We start from the raw sequence: 20,282 nt of genomic DNA, 5'->3' as shown, positions 1-20,282 counted from the left end.
GGACAAAAGATGAAAAAACTATTTTTATGGTTAATGCCAATTTTGTTGATTATCGGATCAACAAATGAAGCCAATGCCCGCTCCAAAAAGAAAAAAGGAAAAGCAAAAACCGAACAACAGATTGACAGTGTTCAAAAGAAAAAAAGGAGTGTCTACGACAAGCTTTTCAAAGATAAGAAAAAACATACAGTCAATAAAGGGACAATCACAGTTCATCAGTACGAGGATAAGATTTATCTGGAACTACCGGTTGAATTAATGGGACGGGATTTTTTAGTAAATTCTGCCATCACTACTGCAAGTGACATTTCGCTGGCAGGCACAAAAGCTGCTCAAAGTAGGTATCTGATTATTGATAAAACCGATTCATTAATATTATTCCGAGATCCGAAATACAATGTTCGCCTCAACGAACAGGACGATAATCAAGAAGCGGCTTTTGCATTATCTCGTAGTAATGCTATTTACAAAGCATTTCCAATTGAAGGATACACCAGCGATTCAACGGCTGTTGTATTTAATGCCACTTCCTATTTCTCTTGTTCCAATAAAGATGTACTCAATCTTAGCGGACGCAGTTATGGAGGTATGCTCACAATTGTAAGTGCTTCCCCTCAAAGTAAAACATCTTTTGTGGACTCTGCAGACGCATTCGACAATTGTATCAGTATCACTCAAAACTGTACTGCAAAGTTGAGCATCAGCATCATGGGATTCGTCTCCAAAGAGCAACCGGAATTAACCATGTCGGTACAAACAACACTAGCCCTACTGTCGAAAGAAAAAATGAACACCCGCGAAGCCAACCCACGTGTAGGAACAGGTTATATATCATACACAGACTATCGTAATGAAAAACGTTTCAAGAAAGGATACTATGTAACACGCCGTAATATAACGACACAACAACCTGTTGTCTTCTACATCGACACTCTGATTCAAGATAGCTGGGTAAAAGCCATCCAAAAAAGTGCAGATGAATGGAATATAATATTTGAAGACTTAGGAATAGGAAAACCAATCATAATAAAACCATATGAGAAAGATTCAACTTTCCGTGCTAATAACCCAATGATAAATACGATTGCTTTCCTGAATAACAACAACTCGGAAGTTACCGCATACAATGTCACTGACTTACGCACTGGAGAAATCTTAAGTACCAAGATAGGAGTACCACGCGACCTTGCCGTCAGCGTACGTCGTAATGGAGTATACCAAATGGCAGAGATTGATCCGCGCTTCCGGACTTATTACATTGCCGATGAGGTGATCTGTGAGAATCTGACAGCACGTATGCTAAAAGCATTTGGTCTTAGTTTGGGATTGGCAACTAATTTGGCTGGTTCTGCAGCATACTCCCCTGAGGAACTGCGTTCTCCTGAATTTACTCAAAAATATGGTATCACAGCTTCAGTCATGGACAACGTATTATACAATTATCTGGCACAGCCCGGTGATAAAGAAAAAGGAGTGGTATTGATTGTCGACAAACCGGGTGTATGTGATGCATTTACGCTCAAATATCTGTATGCCGCCACCAGTGAAAATGAATCAGACATGTTGAAGAAATGGGCTATGGAACACGATGGAGATCCACGCTATTTCTATGGAAAGCGTTCACCAGCTTATGCTACAGACCCGCGTTGCCAAAACTATGATTTAGGTAATGATCCGATAGCCTCTTTAGATGCACAAATCGCTCATGTGAAATATGTAGTTAAAAATAGTCCTGCCTGGTTTCACGACGATAATATCCCCAATGATTACCGGGAGCTATTTCCTGATTTTGTGATTATTGAATTAATCAATAAAACATTGTCACCTGTATCTTCTTATATCGGAGGTATTTATATCAATGAAGCCAACGAAAAAAGCAATGTTCCTTCATATCAACCGGTATCGGCAGATATGCAAAAGAAAGTCTTACAAAAGATATTCAGTACCTTCTATGATTTAAGTTGGCTGGACTCTAATAAGGATTTCTTGCGTTTAGGTGGTGTCAATCCTGATATGTCAACATGGATTTACAATAACGGGTATCCAATGATGTCTTTGATGTTTCGTTTGATGCGTATGGGATTGAGTGTAGAGAAATCAACTAGACCTTATACCCAAGAAGCATATTTGAATGATATAGAGAAACAATTATTCAAAGAAACTTTAAATGGGAAACCTTTAAGTGCTCCAATGATTGCACAACTGTCTGTATATATCAATTCTTTAAAAGGAATGTGTCCGACATTAAAGGCTATTGACAAGGCTGTATCAACAAGAATAACTTCCATTGCTCTCAACGAGCAAACTAATCATAAGTTACAATCATTAGGGTTGCTGACAACTTTTGCCTCTATATCTGCAACAGAAGAGCAATCGGGTATGGAACCTATGACTGCTGTCAATTTCTATGTCGGTACGGATATCGAAGCCATTTGCTATGATAAGTTGAAAAGTACACGTCGCTATTTGATACAAGCTCGTTCTTTGGCTAGTAATGATATTGAACGTGGAAAATGCGATTATTTGATAGCGATGATTGACAGGGTAATTTAGCCTTTCCTCTACCATTCAACGTGTATGTTTATAAAAAGTTTAGTGATAGTAAAATGTATAACAATAAAAAAAAATTATATTATGAAGCAGATTATTTTATTCATTGTATTCATATTTACTATAATGATGTGTTCTTTTGCACAAGAAGCCCCCTCCTCTCCAATAATCAAGGCAAGAGACAATAAAAGTACTGAGTTTTTCAAAAACAAAAAACTTCAATCTCCGATCTCCCCAATGGTCCTTTTCAGTCAGAAAATCACAGGGGTTGTTTATACTGAAGGAGGAAAAGAGGTACTAATAGGCGCGAGCGTTATCGAAGTGGGTAGTACTAATGGTACTATAACTGATATTGATGGAGAATATAGTATAGGCATTTCTAAGGCCGACAAAAAAATTCTCCAAGCAAGTTATCTGGGTTATGAAACAAAACAAGAAAGAATTGGAGGCCGTAGGGTGGTGAACTTCTTCCTAAAAGAAAGTTCACAAGCCTTAGACAAATAAAACCACACACTATCACTAAACTTTTTATAAAACAGCAATATGAAAAAATTTATTTCTATTTTTTTATTGTTATACATTACTTTACCGATAAATGCTCAAGATAAAACAAATGAGCTATCGGGATTTATTATACACAAACAAGAAAATGGGTCTAATGGTTCATTAGACGGTGCCAATATCTTTTTGATCTATGCAAAAGACACACTGAAAACAACAAGCATAAATGGAGTATTCCGTTTCAAACCCATAAAAACAGGAAAAGCAAAACTCATTATCACTGCAATAGGGTGTCGGAAAGTTGAAAAAGAATTAAATATAATAGCTGGAAAGAATTCTAATCTTTACATAGAAATTTTGGATGAATCCATCCAACTGGAGGAAGTCACCATCAAGGGCAGAATCCCCATTGTGACCCAAAATGGCGACACGCTAATATTCAACCCGAAGGCAGTCAACATACAAGAAGGGGATGTCGCTATGAATATAGTCGAGCAACTTCCCGGAACAGAGACTGACGACCATTCCGTCAAAATCATGGGAAAACAAGTAACCAAAACTTATATAGACGGCAGACTAATATTCGGAAGTGACCCAATGGCAGCACTAAAGAATCTTTCTGCAACAGATGTATTAAAAATCAAGGCTTATGATGAATATGAAAATACGAAAACAAAAAAACTAATGTACAGAGGGGATCTCACCAGAGTGCTCAACATAGAAACCAAAAGCAAACTCATCAGCTCATGGAAAGCACACCTATTGGCTAGTACAGGCAGCAACATGGACTCAAAGAACGACAGAGGAAAGTTCCGTAAAGGGCTCGGACTCACCACTAACTTTTTCTCCGAGAAATTTTTACTCACAAGTAATGTATTTCACAATAATATCAACCGAAAATCAAATAATATCAAAAATGTTCTTTCCATTTCCGATCCTGGTAGTACTTACAACGAAACGACTTATGCAGATCTGGCTACGGAACGCTCATGGGACACAGAAAATGGAACATACGGTACATTTAGAGCATTTTACACTTTCGGATATAATCGCGATAATACAAATACACGATCCGAACAACATTATTTTCCTGGCAACAATTATCAGCAGCGCCTTTATGAAGAACAAAATAGCAACAGTGACAGAAAACAAAATCACTATTCCGAATTTTCTTTCTCCAATTCAAATGACAAATGGGGAGAATTCCGTTGGAACCAGCTTATAACATATAACAACAACAAAGATTGGCAATCGCTTTACATCTATAATGAAGAAAACAATCTTCAAACATCGAAAAGCCTGATGCATTACGATAATCTAAACAAGAATTTTCATGTGAAGGAAGATGTCAGTTATGTCAACAGTATTACCGACAGAATCGGATATACATTAGAAAGTTCAGTAGATATAAATAAAGGCAAAAATCATTCATTACGGATAGACACATTAGAAAGTTCGACAACACAAACTTATCTGACTATTCCATCAAAACTCCGCAATACGGAGTGGAACGGCAATGCGCAATTAATATATATACTGAATCCAGAAAATGACACCCAAATATCTTTTGACTATTCCGTTAAATACGAAAACGGATGGAAACACCAATTCGCCTGGAATATGTTGAGCCCCACAAATCCACAAACAGACGAAGCCAATACATATAGTTATAAAATAAATAACCTGACACAAAAACAGGAAGTTTCATTTCACTTTTTTCCCTTTCAAAAAACAAGTTGTGACATTTCAGCCGGACTGAAGGAAACTACACTTAAGCGGAAAGAAAAAGAAATGGACAACTACCGTAAAACATTCATCTCTCCAACAGTAGCAATATCTTTTGTGCATACAGATATAACAAAGTCATGGAGTGCCGCTTACAGACTGCATAATTTTGCACCAAACATAGTGCAGTTACGCCCACAAATAGATAACAGCAATCCTTACATGCTGCGCAGTGGAAATCCCAACTTAAAACAATCATATCTACATTCGTTCCTCTTCAATTGCAATCGTATGTTAGGAAAACATAACCACACCATAGGTGTTATTATCAATGCCTCTATCCGCCAACACTCTCCTGTTGCAAAGACAACCTATTACAATGCCGAAACTTATCTATCGGGATTGCAATACACAGCACCTGCACACAGTTCTCTAATTAGTTTTGAAAACGTAGAAGGATATTGGGACATAAAAGGCAAACTGATATGGCAGGCTCCTATACGTAGTATAAAATCCAAATATGCCTTATCTACCGGATTCAACTACGAACATAACCCATATTATATAGGAGAAAATAAGACTACAACACGTACCTATGATCCATCGCTCGAACATTTTCTACTCTGTAATCTAACTAAAAGATTAAAAATAACAATCAGTGCCAATACTCATTATGTACATAGCATCAATACTGAAAATTATACAAGTAAAACATTCTATCAAACGGCAGGAGCAACATTTGATATAAGCCAAATATGTAAATACTTCTATCTAAGTAGTCATTATAATTTCATTTTCAGCCGTGATTATGGAATCAATAAAGAGATTAACCGCAATCACACCCTAAACTTGAACATAGGCTGTAAAGTGTTAAATCGCAAAGGAGACATTAGTATTGCCGCATATGATCTACTAAATAGTCATCGGACTTTCAACAGCCAAATGTATTCCAACTACATTCAAAACACGTGGACAAATTATTATGGACGGTTTTTCACCATAAATTTTGCTTATCGGTTTGGTAAAGTGAAATCGAACTACGAAGGTACTACAAACGATGGAAGCATACGCGAATATAGGCCGATGTCAGATAAAATGTGAATTTCATAGCTATCCAAATGAAAGATAACTATACCAGTTATATTGACCGAGAAAACTTCGGGCGGTATTTTACCATAAATTTCTCCTGGAAATTCAGAAAGATCAAATCGAACCGGATGGATATTTCAAGAGGAGTTACATGGTAATATGAATAAGAAATCTATTAATCATTTAAAATAAAAAGTATGAGTAATCCTATTGTCGAAGTTAAACACTTATCTCATCGTTATAGTGTAGATTGGGCCATTCGCGATATCAATTTTTCTATTGAAAAAACAGGAATATTAGGTCTGTTAGGGTCTAATGGGGCAGGTAAGTCCACCACTATGAATATCATCTGTGGAGTTTTAAATCAAACGGAAGGAGATGTATTTATCAATGGCATCGATCTACGAAAAAATCCGGTTGAAGCAAAAAAACATATTGGTTTCTTACCTCAAAAACCACCTCTCCATCCGGACTTGACTGTCGACGAATATCTCATACACTGTGCCACACTGCGGAGAATGGAGAAATCAAAAATTCGTGAAGCTGTAGAAATAGCTAAAGAACGTTGCGCTATTGCCCATTTTAGCAAACGACTTATAAAGAATCTTTCAGGCGGGTATCAACAAAGAGTAGGAATTGCACAGGCTATTGTACATAATCCTCCATTCGTAGTACTTGATGAACCTACAAACGGGCTTGATCCTAACCAAATTGTCGAAATACGCAATCTGATTAAAGAAATTGCTGAAGATCATTCTGTCCTACTCTCCACTCATATCCTGTCGGAAGTGCAAGCTACCTGCAATGATATTCGCATGATTGAACATGGTAAAGTCGTATTTTCAGGTAGCATGAAAGACTTTGATAACTATGTGGTTCCAAGTAGTTTCACCGTTACATTTGCCCTTCCCCCTTCTATAGAAGAACTAGCAAAGATAGAACATGTGTTGAATATAGAAGAACTCTATCCCGGTACATTCCGGATACGCTTTGATGACGATGACAACATAACTGAACGAGTAGTAGCATTAAGCATACAAAACGGATGGCGGCTGAAAGAAATCACGATGGAACGCTGCTCTCTTGACATAATCTTTGCACAACTATCGGGAAAACTTAAAAATAATATTTAACATGACGGATTTAAAGATTATAATACGTATTGCCCGAACCGATCTGGCTATTTTATTCTATTCGCCGATTGCATGGTTCATATTGATTGTTTTCTCATTCCTGACAACAGCAAGTTTTACGTCATTGATGGAGAATATAGTGACCGACTATGATCTGTCAGGCGGCAAGGAAGTATCTTTGAGCGGTATCTGCTTCTTAGGTAGTTACGGCTTTTTGTCCTCCGTCGTATCAAACATATACATCTATATTCCATTGTTGACAATGGGACTCATCAGTCGCGAAACGGCATCGGGTTCAATCAAACTGGCATATTCATCCCCAGTCACCAGTGGTCAGATCGTATTAGGTAAATATCTTGCAGCCATCGGATTTGGTTGCTGTCTGATGCTTGTCCCGATAGCCAGTGCTATTTATGGCAGTTTGGTAATCCCTTCTTTTGATTGGGCTCCTGTACTAGTCGCCCTTCTAGGACTCTATTTATTAATATGCGCCTATTGCGCTATCGGGCTCTTTATGTCCTCACTCACGACTTATCAAGTAGTAGCAGCAGTTGGGACTCTTATTATATTAGCTATACTGAATTTTGTAGGAAAGATCGGCCAGGAATACGATTTTATACGCGAACTGACTTATTGGCTGTCAATAAACGGAAGAACAATCGATATGCTGAATGGAGTAATTCGGAGTGAAGATGTGATTTATTTCGTGGTCGTAGTAACCCTTTTCCTGACATTTACCACTTTCAAACTTACATCCGACCGGCGCACTATCAGTCGTTTCCGGCAAGCAATCAGCTATCTGGGATTTTTTGTCGCAGCAATGGCAATTGGCTATTTCACTTCACGTCCGGGAATGATTAAGGTATGGGATACAACACGCACTAAACTAAACTCACTTACCGAAAATAGCCAACACGTATTAGCAAAATTGACAGGACCGGTAACTATTACCAATTATGTTAACCTACTTGATAACAAATCATATCGCTACCTCCCTATCATGAAGAAAGCGAATGAAACAATCTTCGAACCTTATTGTCTCGCTAAACCGGACCTGCAAGTGAAATATGTCTATTATTATGATTTCGCCCCCAACGGCGTTGCAAATAATCCTAAGTTTCAAGGCAAAACAGTAGATGAGATGCGTGATTATATGACCATGATTTATAACTTGAATCCTCATTTATTCAAATCTCCGGCAGAAATCCGCCAAATCATCGACCTGCGTGAAGAACAAAATACATTTGTTCGCATTATGGAAACGCAAGATGGAAAACGTACCTTCATCCGTGATTTTGAAGATATGGATGCAACGCCATCCGAAGCGGAAATTACAGCAGCCATCAAAAAGATGATTTCAACTCCTCCCACTGTTGCCTTTATCAAAGGAGACGGTGAACGTGAGGTGTCCAAATCCGGTGACCGCGATTATAGCAACTTCTCCATTGAGAAATATTCTAGAGCCGCCTTAATCAATCAAGGCTTTGATGTATGCGAGATCGATATTTCTCACGGAGACACCATTCCTTCCCTAATCAATATTGTGGTTCTTGCAGAAATGAGAACTCCGCTTACTGAAAAAGGGAAAAATCAACTGGAAACTTACCTGGCTCGTGGAGGTAATTTGTTTATTCTCACCGATACAGGCAGACAAGAAGTTATGAATCCTTTTTTAAGCAAACTCGGTATCAAGATGGAAGAATACCAACTGGCACAATCTTCCGCTGATTTCTCTCCTAATCTGATTCTAGCCAAGGCAACCCGTGAATCGGGAAAACTTACATTCGGATTCAAAGATGATTTTCCCAAATATGATTTACGTGTCTCTATGCCCGGATGTGTAGCCCTTACATGCTCCGACAACGATTACGGCTTCCAATATACTCCGATTCTTGAAACAAATGCCAAAGGTGTATGGATTGAAAAAGAACAAACAGATTTACAGGAATCACCAGTAGAATGTAATGCTTCGGCAGGAGAGAAAGAACAAACCTATATCACAGCCTATGCCCTTTCACGCCAACTGAAAGATAAAGAGCAGCGTATTATCATCTCTGGTGATGCGGATTGCATAAGCAACACCGAACTGACTCTTTCACGCGAAGGATATAGATCAGGAAACTTTAATCTGATTATCGAAAGCTTCCGCTGGCTTTCCGGAGGAGAATTTCCAATCGACATACGCCGTCCCCATTGTACCGACAATAAACTTTCGATCGGAGTGAAAGATATTGGTACAATGAAAACTATTTTCATAATCATTATACCAGCTATCCTCTTACTTATAGGAGTTGGCATCTGGTTTTTCCGCAGAAGAAATTAATAAGAGAAAAAGATGAACTTAAGACTTATACTTAGAATAGCCCGTACCGAACTAGCGGTACTCTTTTACTCACCGGTCGCATGGTTGCTGCTGGTCGCATTTACATGCCAGGTAGGATTCGACTTTATGAATATCCTGACGGAAATAGTAAAAATAAAAGCATTGGGCAACACGATCACTTTTAGCGTCACAGCCGGTTTTGTCCTTGGTCTCAAAGGAATATATGAAGTAATACAAGAAACCATTTATCTGTATATTCCTTTATTAACCATGAATTTGATGAGTCGTGAATATTCATCAGGCTCTATCAAACTACTTTATTCATCACCGGTAAGCAGTGTTCAAATCATTACCGGCAAGTTTGTTTCAATGGTGGTATTTGCCCTAATCTTTGTCATCATCCTTGCCCTACCGACAATCGTAATGTTTATCTCCGTGCCGCATGTCGATATTACACTTATCTTGGCGGGATTGTTATCCATGTTTCTGTTGATACTGACCTATTGTTCTATCGGTCTCTTTATGACCACACTCACATCTTACCAGGTTGTGGCAGCTGTTGCCACCCTTTCCGCATTAGCATTTCTCAATTATGTGGGAGGAATTGGACAGGAGTCCATATTCTTTAGAGAAATTACTTATTGGCTATCCATTAAAGGACGTGCCAGTGAGATAGTTGGAGGATTGATATGTAGCGATGACGTTATCTATTTCCTTGCCGTAATTTTATTATTCCTCTGGCTATCGGTCATTAAACTGAATAATGAAAAAACACGTCGCTCACTCTTTTCAAAAACAATGCGCTATGCCTTAGCTGTATGTACCATTATAGTTATCGGCTTTGTCAGTTCCCGTCCGGCAATGATGGGCTTTTATGATGCTACCCGCAGCAAACAACGTACACTTTCAGAAGAAAGCCAGAAAGTAATGGAGCAATTGTCCGGACCTATGACGATCACAACTTACGTCAATATTTTCGATAAAGAATTTGATGTCGCTTCTCCAAGAGAGCAAAAAGAGGATATGGCACGCTTCAAAATGTACACACGTTTCAAACCAGAGATAAAAATGGAGTATGTTTACTATTACTCTACACCGAAAGACAGCACCCTTTATCGCCAATATCCGAATAAAAACATTCGTGAGATAGCTTATGAAGTTGCCAAGAAGAAGAACTTCAATCCTAAAAAGCTTAAAAGCGCCGAAGAACTGAAAGAAAAAATAGACTTGGCTAAAGAAAATTATCGATTTGTGCGGGTTGTTGAACGTGGCTCCGGTGAACAAGCCCGCCTTCGTTTGTTCGACGATATGGAATATCACCCTTCTGAAACAGAAATCTCCGCAGCATTGAAGAAAATGCTTGTTACTCCTGTGAAGGTAGGCGCCATCACAGGACATCAGGAACGTTCCACCACTAAAAAGGGAGATCAGGATTACTCACTTTTCGCCACACATGGACGCTTTCGTTATTCCATGATTAATCAAGGTTTTGATTTGGTGGAACTGAATCTAAAGGATATGAATGATATACCAAGTAATATCAATATATTACTTATTGCTGAAATGCGTTCTTCCATGAGTTCCAAAGAACAAGAAATCATAGACCGTTTTCTTGAACGCGGAGGTAATATGATGATTATGGGCGACGTCGGACGTCAGGAAGTAATGAATCCTTTACTCCGGAAAGTCGGTTTAAAACTGTTGCCGGGAATCATTGCACAACCTTCTGATGTTAATCCCGGAGACCTCGTTCTCGCGAAAGCTACCCAGATAGCCGCCGACAGTATAGGAGGCTTCTATAAACGTATGGTTGACAGGCAGAAGCATAGTGCAGTCACCATGCCATCGGCTGTTGCTCTGGAAGTTGTCGATACAACAAAATTCCATCCAATAGTTTTATTGCAAAGCAACGCCCAACAGACATGGATTGAGTATCAAACAAAAGATTTTTTGAATGACTCCCTTTCATTAGACTCTCTTCAAGGTGAAAAGTTAGGAGCCTATCCCACGGCAATAGCGTTAACCCGCAAGATTAAAGCCAAAGATAAAAAACAACGGATCATTGTGTTGGGGGATGCAGACTGTTTCAGCAATGCCGAACTACAAAAAAGCTCAAGACCGGGTATCTATTCATTCAACTTCAATATGATTCCCGGTTCATTCCGTTGGCTATGCTATAATAAATTTCCGGTATCTTCTTCCAGAGCCCCTTATCTCGACAAAGATATCAGCCTGACTCCTATGGATCTATCTACTATCAAAATTATCTATTGCTATGGCATCCCATTTATTATTGGTCTGTGTGGTATTTGGATATGCTGGAGGAGAAGAAAACGATAAAAAGAGAGAACAGAGAAACTTCCGGCAAGCAGATTTCATGCCTGTCGGAAGTCTAATTCTTTCATAGACTCCTTCAAAACTATGCCTTCAACCGCATCACAAACCGACTCCCCTTACCCAATTCGCTCTCTACCGTCAGCGTACCGCCATGAGCTTCCACAAAATCCTTGGAAATAGATAACCCCAAGCCACTACCTTGCACTTTCGTTCCGGGTACACGGAAATAACGGTCGAAGATACTTTTGTGATAACGCGGGTCAATGCCTTTGCCAAAGTCTTGGACATACAATTCAATCCAGTTTTCATCCTGTTTGGCACCAATAACCACATGCCCGTTTTCTTTTGAATAACGAATAGCGTTACTTAACAGATTCGTCAATACCCAAGCAATCTTCTCGCTGTCGACAAACAGTTTACCGATTTTCTCCTCCGGATACTCCACTTCTATCTGAATATTAAACTTATCCGCTTGCACCTGATTAGCTTTGATCGCATACTCAATCAATTCAATCGGTTTGGTGATCTTCGGCATCAACTGTAATTTACCAGCTTCCACCTGCGTCATGTTAAGCAATTCTCCGGTGATACTTAACAAACGTTCGCTATTCTCCTTGATACTCTTTGAAAGCTGTTCCTGCTCATCATTCAGCGCACCGACACGCTTATCCTCAAGCAGTTGTAGACTCATCATAATAGCAGCAATCGGAGTTTTCAATTCATGAGAGATCGTTGAAATAAATGTAGTCTTGGCAGAATCCAGTTCTTTGAATTCCGTGATATTCTTAAGTAAAATGACATCACCCAGTTTGTGAGGTTCCCCTTTTTCAGCCTCCGTATTAATAATCGGGACATAAGAGACCTTAAAATAACTTTCCTTATTATCCGCATAAATTTTTAAAGCCTCTTTCTGATCGCTTGGCGTCACCAACTCACGAATTAGTCGGCGGAGCAGGTCATTCTTCAAAGAAAGTTCCTCTGCCGATTTACGAATCACATTCTCCCGTTTCATATTCAGAATACTTAAGGCTTCATCATTGATAAACAAAACCTCACGTTCTGTATTCAGACCGATAATCGGGTCGTTAATACTGTTAACAATAGCTTCTATAAACTTTTTAGCAGAAAGAATATCCGACAAAGTACTGGCACGATATTCAGTCAAACGCTCCGCCATCCGGTTGAAACTGTCAGCCACTTCACGGAACTCTTCATTGTCACTCATGTCGAGACGCTTCTCATAGTTATGATTGGCTATTTCAAGAATTCCTTCTTTCAGCTCCTTAATCGGCTTGCTGATAGAACGAGGCAACCAATAAAGCAATATCAGTCCGGTCAAGATACAGATTCCCCCTGTTATGGAGATCCATAGCAATGCACGTTCCAAGGCAGGCATAGCAGCAGGACTATCAGGCTCTGTCGCAGTCAGAGTTTGAAGATTCACTACTGAAAGTGTTACCAACAAAATAATCATTCCTGCCAACATCCCAATGCCAAGAATCAGTTTCGTTTTAATATTCATAACGTTCATACGATTAATATTATGCAAGTATAATCAAATCTACATTAGCTTGCGACAAATTATTTAAAAACTTTCTATATCCCAGTATAGAACAAATAGCGTATGGCAGCCTCAAATTAGGAGTTCCCATACACACTGTCGATATCTGTTTCTCTTTACAAACCTTGACGATGCTCCCCAAAATGTCTTTCGACTGCACCTGGACAACTTCTCCCCCAAGTTCCGCCACCAGTTTAAAATGATTCAACAAATACCGTTGACTGGCCAAATCAATTCGATCCATACTCTCTCTCGGAGTCTGAACATACAAAGCTATAAAAGTTGTATTATACCGGGTTGCCAACTTTGCCGCCTTTCTGATAATTCGCCGGGGTGTTTTCTCGTGACTACTGATACAAGCCATAAACTTCTCATGCCGAAGTCCGACGGCTACTCCCATCATCACTTCATTCTCCACCTTTTTTTCTACCCGCAACGCCACTTCCTTTAGAGCCAACTCACGCAATTGAAGAATATTCTCGGTTCTAAAGAAATTATCCAATGCTGTCTGAATCTTTTCCGGACGATAGATCTTTCCCGCTTTCAAACGGGCAATCAGTTCTTCTGCCGTCAAGTCAATATTCACCACCTCATCCGCTTCCTGAAGCACACTGTCGGGCACCCGTTCTTTCACTTCAATCCCCGTAATCTCCTGCACTTCTTCATTCACGCTTTCGATGTGCTGAATATTGATTGCCGAAATCACATTGATTCCTTCATCCAACAATGTCATTACATCTTGCCAACGTTTCTCATTCAGACTTCCTTCCACATTGGTATGTGCCAATTCATCCACTATCACAATTTCGGGATGAAGGCGAATAATAGAATCTAAATCCATTTCTTCCAATTCCTTTCCCTTATAGAAGATTTTACGTCGCGGAATGACAGGAAGTCCTTGTAGCATCCCTTCCGTCCCGACACGTCCATGAGTCTCGATATAGCCGATTTTCACGTCCACACCATTTTCCAACAGTTCATGTGCCTCCTGAAGCATACGATATGACTTTCCCACACCGGCTATCATACCGATATAGACCTTAAACTTACCTCGCTGAGATCTCTTTATCAGATCCAGAAAATGCTGTACACTTTGTTCTCTATCATCCATTATGTTGCTCTGTTATTTTAAACATCCTAACCCGTAGCAATCATCACGATCACCACGGGTTCACAAAAATTCATGAGTTTATTTTATGGCCTTAAAGTTACGCCAAATACTAGATGGGCATCCTCCAAACGCGGATTCCATATAGCTTGCACAAATATAGGCAATGAAAATTTATCATTAAAATTGATAGCTTTCGTTGCTTTCAAAGCAAGGTTCGTCACTGCAAAACCATTCACATTATACTGCGGAGTTTCATAAGGAACCACTCCACAGGTAGCATTCAAGTCTACCCCTTTTACGCTGAACGGATAATTCAATTCTACGTAAGAAGAATATGCCTGTTTTTCTTCCCCCTTGTCAGTCATCTTCCTGTCAGCACCGGCAAACATGGTATACCATGCAATAGACAACGGGAATTTTTCAACAGGAAGCGTATAAGCTAATCCTGCTTCAAAATGATGTCCGGTGTCGCCACTCTTAAAATGGAAATAATCATTTGTTAGTTCTCCATTGGCTACATCAGCTTGTCCGTTCCACCAAAGACTGGCTACTGAAAGTGTCGGTCCTGCTTCACCAAACTTATAAGCTGCAGTGAGGTCAATTTCTTTATTACTCTCACTCAAACTGGTTGATCCCCATGCAGTAAGTGAGAAATTACCTACGCTAAATCCCAAAGTCGGTTGAAAAGAAGCGGCACCCCCCTGATAAATACCACGCCATACATACGAACTTACCAAATCACCTTGTATAGTAAACTCTTGTGCTTGTGCATTGCCAGTTCCCAACATACATACGGCCGCTACAGCCATTGTTCCTAAAATACTCTTTTTACTAAAAAAACTTTTCATACTTCTTATCTAATTCTATTTTATGTTCCTGTAAAAAAGCAGCGCCCCATCCCCCCCTGTTTATTTGAACCGCTGGTATCACCCAAACGATTCGGACAGGAACGCTGCTCCTGATCTTCATCTACTTATTACTTTCTTCAAGAGCTATATTCAATTTCAGCACATTCACCTTTTCTGTTCCCAACAATCCCAGGAACGGTTTTTCGATGCTTTTATCAACAATCGCTCTTACTTGTTCTTCTGTTAATCCGCGTGCTTGTGCCACTCTCTTCACTTGTACGTATGCACATTGGGGAGTAATATCAGGATCCAGCCCCGAAGCACTGGCTGTAACCATTTCGGCAGGCACATCCGCACGGTCTAAATAAGGATGATGTACAAGGAAAGTATCAATACGCGCTTTCACTTCATCCAGATATTCCTGATTCGTAGGACCTTTATTACTACCTGCAGAACTCGTAGCATCATATCCGTCACCGGCAGAAGACGGGCGTCCCCAGAAATAAATATCTTTTGTAAACATCTGACCCACATTGGCTGCCCCCACTACTTTTCCATCCAGCGTAGCTACCTCGGCATTTCCCTTATTAGGACCTGCAACCTGCGCAAACAACCACAAGATAAGGATATAGAACACGGAGAAAAAGACACAAAAAGCAAGTGTTATTTTTAATGACTTCAATAAAGTTTTCATTGCTATTGTTTTTTAATTAAAAGAATAAACCTACCAATAAATCTATCAACTTGATTCCCACAAAAGGAACAATCACACCACCCAAACCATAGATCAACAGATTACGGCGAAGTAAAGCACTTGCACCTATCGGTTTGTATTGCACGCCACGCAAAGCCAGCGGAATCAGAATCGGAATAATAATCGCATTAAAAATGACCGCTGAAAGAATGGCGCTTTCAGGACTATGCAGATGCATGATATTCAGAGCTGCCAGTTCAGGAATAGCAATCATAAACAAGGCCGGAACGATCGCAAAATACTTCGCTACGTCATTGGCGATAGAGAAAGTGGTCAGAGTGCCGCGTGTCATCAGCAATTGTTTACCGATTTCCACAATCTCGATCAGTTTCGTCGGATCGTTATCCAGATCGACCATATTACCGGCTTCCTTCGCAGCCTGTGTACCACTATTCATGGCTACACCTACATTGGCTTGTGCCAGAGCAGGAGCATCGTTCGTTCCGTCTCCCATCATTGCAACCAATTTACCAGCCTGCTGTTCCTTCTTGATATATTCCATCTTATCTTCCGGTTTAGCTTCAGCGATAAAATCATCCACACCGGCTTTTTCGGCAATATATTTTGCAGTTAACGGGTTATCTCCTGTCACCATGACCGTCTTCACTCCCATCTTACGCAGACGTTCGAAACGTTCCTGAATACCCGGTTTGATAATATCCTGCAACTCAATGACACCGGTCACTTTCTTGTTTACACATACTACCAACGGCGTACCACCATTACTGGAGATAGAAGAGATAATCTCTTCCACTTCTTTTGGGAATTCATTTCCTTCTCCTTCCACCATCTTACGGATAGCGTCGAAAGCACCTTTACGAATTTGTGTTCCATCTGCCAGGTCTACTCCCGAACATTTGGTTTCAGCCGTAAACTTAATCATTCGTGCTCCCGTTGTATTTAGGTTACGCATACGGATGCCCGACTCGCGTCCCAGTTCTACGATAGACTTACCTTCCGGCGTTTCATCGGACAAGGAAGACAACAGACAAGTCTCTACAAAATCGTGCAAATTGACACCCGGAGCCGTATGGAAATGAGTTGCTTTACGGTTACCGATGGTGATAGTACCCGTTTTATCCAGCAACAACGTATCAATATCACCGGCAGTCTCTACCGCTTTACCGGATTTAGTAATCACGTTGGCACGAAGTGCGCGGTCCATACCGGCAATACCGATGGCAGAGAGAAGTCCACCGATAGTTGTCGGAATCAGACACACAAACAAAGAAATAAGCGAAGCAATGGTGATGACCGTATGACTATAGTCGGCAAACGGTTTCAAGGTAACACACACTATGACGAAAACAAGCGTAAAACCTGCCAGCAGAATAGTCAACGCAATCTCGTTCGGGGTTTTCTGACGGGAAGCACCTTCCACCAATGCAATCATCTTGTCGAGAAAACTTTCTCCCGGTTGAGTAGTCACCAGTACCTTTATATGATCGGACAATACCTTCGTACCACCCGTTACGGAACTCTTGTCGCCACCTGCCTCACGAATAACCGGAGCAGACTCGCCAGTGATAGCACTTTCATCAATAGAAGCCAAGCCTTCAATAATCTCACCATCGGAAGGAATTACGTCTCCGGCCTCACAAACAAACACATCTCCTTTCTTCAACTGTGAAGAACTGACGGTAACGATTTTATTACCTTCCACTTTCTTTGCCGGTGTCTCTTCACGAGTCTTACGCAAGCTGTCGGCCTGTGCTTTACCACGTGCTTCGGCAATAGCTTCGGCAAAATTGGCAAACAACAAGGTTACAAACAGAATGATAAACACGGCAATGTTGTAAGCAAACGAACCTTGTGAAGAATTTACAATGGAGTAAAGCGTTACGAGCAGCATAACTACTGTAGCCACTTCTACTGTAAACATAATCGGGTTCTTTATCATCATCCGTGGGTTCAGTTTCACGAATGACTGTTTCAAACTTTCTATAACTTGCTCCTTTGGAAACAAAGAAGCTGATTTATTATCTTTCATATCTTCTCTAATTCAGTATTACAAACTTAAATGTTCAGCAATTGTGCTCAATGCATGTACCGGGAAGAATGACAGCGCAGCAATAATGAAGATAACCACAAATGTCATGACTCCGAAAGTCAAAGTATCGGTCTTCAATGTGCCGGCACTTTCCGGAATGAATTTCTTCTGTGCCAGTAATCCGGCAATGGCAACCTGCCCGATGATAGGAATAAAACGGCTCAAAATCAGAACAATACCACACGTATAATTCCAGAAATAAGTATTATCTCCCAAACCTTCAAAACCGGAACCGTTATTGGCGGCACAAGAAGTGTACTCGTAAAGTTGCTCACTTAAACCGTGGAATCCCAAGTTGTTCAACCATCCACCTTCACTTTCCACAAAATCAGGGTGGTGCACATAAATATAACTTGAGAGTGCTGTAAATACCAAAATGACAAACGGATGAAGCAGAGCTACAATCGTAGCGATTTTCATTTCGCGGGCTTCCACTTTCTTGCCGAGGAATTCCGGCGTACGTCCTACCATCAAACCGCTGATAAACACTGTAATGATAATAAATGTATAGTAATTCATCCATCCTACACCTACACCGCCAAACCAAGTGTTAATCTGCATATTCAGCATCTCCATCATTCCGGACAGCGGCATAGTAGAATCATGCATACCATTCACAGAACCATTAGAGGTTACAGTAGTTACAATACTCCATAATGCCGTTGCTCCGGCTCCCAAACGGACCTCTTTACCCTCCATCGCACCATTATCCTGCGCAATTCCCAGTTCATCAATGCGTGGATTACCGCCCATTTCCTGACTGACATTAATACATACGCCTACCAGAAAAGCGAAAAGCATTACTCCGAATATACTGTAAGCCAACTTCTTTCTGCGAGTATAGAAACCCAGTGCAAGTACCATCGCCATCGGGATAATCAGGATAGACCAACATTCTACCATATTAGTAAGATATGTCGGATTCTCCAACGGATGAGAAGAGTTTACACCAAAATAACCACCACCATTTGTACCCAATTGTTTGATAGGAACAATCGCAGCCGTAGGACCTTGAGAAACCATTTGTTCCTGGCCTTCCATCGTAGTTACCTTCATCTTACCATCAAATCCCATCGGGGTTCCCTGGAGAATCAGGATAAAACCTACAATCAGAGAAAGAGGCAATAAAATACGTGTACAGCTTATTACCAGAAATTGCCAGAAGTTACCAATTGTTTTGGTTGTTTTTGCAGCAATACTCTTCATAATACCTGCCATAGCAGCCATACCTGTTGCTGCGGTAATAAACTGGAAAAGCATGATGACGAACAGTTGAGTAAAATAAGTAAGTCCGCTTTCACCGCTATAGTGCTGCAAGTTACAGTTCACCATAAAACTGATACAGGTATTGAATGCCTGATCTGGAGTTTGCGGTCCGTTGCCGTCCGGATTTAAGGGCAACCATCCTTGTGAAACCAAGAGTACCATTCCCCAGAAAAACCAGAAAGCATTCAAAATCAACAATGCTTTCAGGAATTGTTTCCAGTTCATTTCTTCATTGGGGTCGATTCCACAAACTTTATAAATGACTCTTTCGATAGGAGCCATAAAATCAGACCAAGTCTTTTCTCCTCTGTAGACCTTGGCAATGTATTTTCCCAGTGGATAAGCCAGAATCACCATCAAGGCTATCTGAACAACCACGCCTAAAATTTCTATATTCATATACTTTTTACCTTAAACTGTGTGTGTTACTTTAAAACTTTTCGGGTTTGACGAGCACGTACATCAAATAACCGAAGATCGCAATACCTAATACGAATAATGCTGTGTACATAATCAATTCTCCTTTTTCTTTAAATATTCTCAAACCAGTCTACACATTTCCAAAATAGCCAGAAACAAGCGAAACCGCTTAACAAGCAGAAAATAAATGATAGTGTTATTCCCATGTTTTTACCTTTTAAATGATTAATAATCCTAATTATTTGCCATAAGTAATGCTAAAGGTATGCCAGAAAAAGAGAAAAGTAAGTAAGTTGTTGATTTTCAAAACAATAAAAAGGACTAAAAAGAATAACAAACGGAAAACACCCTACCATTTTGAAATGGATTATGCTATTATGAAAAACAATATAATAGAGAGGTGAAAATAAAAAAGAGTAGTAAAAGAGGAAATACAAGTATACCAAAGTACCATTGATAAATCAAAAAACAGAAATTTTGCAAAGTACCCAAAACAGAAAGCCCCTTGATTCGTTGCTGAATCAAGGGGCTTCTCTAAAAACGGCGGCTACCTACTCTCCCACTGTTACGCAGTACCATCGGCGTGACGAGGCTTAACTTCTCTGTTCGGAATG

13 protein-coding genes are annotated in these 20,282 nt (G+C 40.1%); 6 read left to right on the top strand and 7 right to left on the bottom strand.

What is annotated here, in order from left to right; translation table 11 throughout:
• Positions 1-9: 9 nt before the first annotated feature.
• From KFO40_RS06850 to KFO40_RS06825, 6 genes are all read left to right on the top strand, one after another.
• The gene (locus tag KFO40_RS06850; protein WP_151935455.1) at positions 10-2,553 is read left to right on the top strand and encodes a zinc-dependent metalloprotease; all 2,544 of its coding nucleotides are present in this window, start codon (positions 10-12) and stop codon (positions 2,551-2,553) included.
• A gap of 81 nt (positions 2,554-2,634) precedes the next feature.
• Positions 2,635-3,054 carry a carboxypeptidase-like regulatory domain-containing protein gene (locus KFO40_RS06845; protein ID WP_004309031.1) on the top strand — a complete coding sequence of 140 codons (420 nt, stop codon included), beginning with the start codon at positions 2,635-2,637 and terminating at the stop codon, positions 3,052-3,054.
• Positions 3,055-3,093: 39 nt separating this feature from the next.
• The gene (locus KFO40_RS06840; protein WP_004309030.1) at positions 3,094-5,877 is read left to right on the top strand and encodes an outer membrane beta-barrel protein; all 2,784 of its coding nucleotides are present in this window, start codon (positions 3,094-3,096) and stop codon (positions 5,875-5,877) included.
• A 185-nt stretch (positions 5,878-6,062) separates the two neighbouring features.
• Complete coding sequence (locus KFO40_RS06835) at positions 6,063-6,998, top strand: ABC transporter ATP-binding protein (protein ID WP_143260040.1); 936 nt, start codon at positions 6,063-6,065, stop codon at positions 6,996-6,998.
• Between the two features lies 1 nt (position 6,999).
• The gene (locus KFO40_RS06830) at positions 7,000-9,321 is read left to right on the top strand and encodes a Gldg family protein (RefSeq protein WP_117684954.1); all 2,322 of its coding nucleotides are present in this window, start codon (positions 7,000-7,002) and stop codon (positions 9,319-9,321) included.
• 12 nt (positions 9,322-9,333) lie between these two features.
• Positions 9,334-11,661, top strand: a complete 2,328-nt coding sequence (locus KFO40_RS06825; RefSeq protein WP_117684952.1) for a Gldg family protein — start codon at positions 9,334-9,336, stop codon at positions 11,659-11,661.
• A 79-nt stretch (positions 11,662-11,740) separates the two neighbouring features.
• On the opposite strand, the gene KFO40_RS06820 is transcribed toward KFO40_RS06825, so the two are convergent.
• The 7 genes from KFO40_RS06820 to KFO40_RS25930 all read right to left on the bottom strand — a co-directional run bounded on the left by KFO40_RS06820 (position 11,741) and on the right by KFO40_RS25930 (position 19,759).
• A complete protein-coding gene (locus KFO40_RS06820) occupies positions 11,741-13,180 on the bottom strand; it encodes an ATP-binding protein (RefSeq protein WP_008640698.1) in 1,440 nt (479 codons plus the stop codon).
• Positions 13,181-13,199: 19 nt separating this feature from the next.
• On the bottom strand, positions 13,200-14,330 hold the full coding sequence (locus tag KFO40_RS06815; RefSeq protein ID WP_008640697.1) for a sensor protein KdpD: 1,131 nt from the start codon (positions 14,328-14,330) through the stop codon (positions 13,200-13,202).
• An 83-nt stretch (positions 14,331-14,413) separates the two neighbouring features.
• The gene (locus KFO40_RS06810; RefSeq protein WP_074705922.1) at positions 14,414-15,178 is read right to left on the bottom strand and encodes a hypothetical protein; all 765 of its coding nucleotides are present in this window, start codon (positions 15,176-15,178) and stop codon (positions 14,414-14,416) included.
• A gap of 121 nt (positions 15,179-15,299) precedes the next feature.
• The gene (locus KFO40_RS06805; protein WP_004312961.1) at positions 15,300-15,872 is read right to left on the bottom strand and encodes a K(+)-transporting ATPase subunit C; all 573 of its coding nucleotides are present in this window, start codon (positions 15,870-15,872) and stop codon (positions 15,300-15,302) included.
• A 16-nt stretch (positions 15,873-15,888) separates the two neighbouring features.
• Positions 15,889-17,922, bottom strand: a complete 2,034-nt coding sequence (gene kdpB / locus KFO40_RS06800; protein WP_120145327.1) for a potassium-transporting ATPase subunit KdpB — start codon at positions 17,920-17,922, stop codon at positions 15,889-15,891.
• Between the two features lie 18 nt (positions 17,923-17,940).
• Positions 17,941-19,647, bottom strand: coding sequence for a potassium-transporting ATPase subunit KdpA (kdpA, locus tag KFO40_RS06795; RefSeq protein ID WP_134993292.1), 1,707 nt, complete (start codon positions 19,645-19,647; stop codon positions 17,941-17,943).
• Between the two features lie 31 nt (positions 19,648-19,678).
• Positions 19,679-19,759 (bottom strand): potassium-transporting ATPase subunit F, encoded by an 81-nt coding sequence (locus KFO40_RS25930; protein WP_073343870.1) that lies wholly within the window; start codon positions 19,757-19,759, stop codon positions 19,679-19,681.
• Positions 19,760-20,282: the final 523 nt, after the last annotated feature.

The organism is Bacteroides sp. 1001302B_160321_D4, assembly GCF_015667765.1.
Lineage (GTDB): Bacteria > Bacteroidota > Bacteroidia > Bacteroidales > Bacteroidaceae > Bacteroides > Bacteroides xylanisolvens.
This window is presented reverse-complemented; position numbering and strand designations above follow the sequence as displayed.

What these genes read in the sequence shown, in the direction of transcription:
- KFO40_RS06850 (WP_151935455.1), top strand. Translation starts at nt 10, where the DNA reads ATGAAAAAACTATTTTTATGGTTAATGCCAATTTTGTTGATTATCGGA.
- KFO40_RS06845 (WP_004309031.1), top strand. Translation starts at nt 2,635, where the DNA reads ATGAAGCAGATTATTTTATTCATTGTATTCATATTTACTATAATGATG.
- KFO40_RS06840 (WP_004309030.1), top strand. Translation starts at nt 3,094, where the DNA reads ATGAAAAAATTTATTTCTATTTTTTTATTGTTATACATTACTTTACCG.
- KFO40_RS06835 (WP_143260040.1), top strand. Translation starts at nt 6,063, where the DNA reads ATGAGTAATCCTATTGTCGAAGTTAAACACTTATCTCATCGTTATAGT.
- KFO40_RS06830 (WP_117684954.1), top strand. Translation starts at nt 7,000, where the DNA reads ATGACGGATTTAAAGATTATAATACGTATTGCCCGAACCGATCTGGCT.
- KFO40_RS06825 (WP_117684952.1), top strand. Translation starts at nt 9,334, where the DNA reads ATGAACTTAAGACTTATACTTAGAATAGCCCGTACCGAACTAGCGGTA.
- KFO40_RS06820 (WP_008640698.1), bottom strand. Translation starts at nt 13,180, where the DNA reads ATGAATATTAAAACGAAACTGATTCTTGGCATTGGGATGTTGGCAGGA.
- KFO40_RS06815 (WP_008640697.1), bottom strand. Translation starts at nt 14,330, where the DNA reads ATGGATGATAGAGAACAAAGTGTACAGCATTTTCTGGATCTGATAAAG.
- KFO40_RS06810 (WP_074705922.1), bottom strand. Translation starts at nt 15,178, where the DNA reads ATGAAAAGTTTTTTTAGTAAAAAGAGTATTTTAGGAACAATGGCTGTA.
- KFO40_RS06805 (WP_004312961.1), bottom strand. Translation starts at nt 15,872, where the DNA reads ATGAAAACTTTATTGAAGTCATTAAAAATAACACTTGCTTTTTGTGTC.
- kdpB (WP_120145327.1), bottom strand. Translation starts at nt 17,922, where the DNA reads ATGAAAGATAATAAATCAGCTTCTTTGTTTCCAAAGGAGCAAGTTATA.
- kdpA (WP_134993292.1), bottom strand. Translation starts at nt 19,647, where the DNA reads ATGAATATAGAAATTTTAGGCGTGGTTGTTCAGATAGCCTTGATGGTG.
- KFO40_RS25930 (WP_073343870.1), bottom strand. Translation starts at nt 19,759, where the DNA reads ATGTACACAGCATTATTCGTATTAGGTATTGCGATCTTCGGTTATTTG.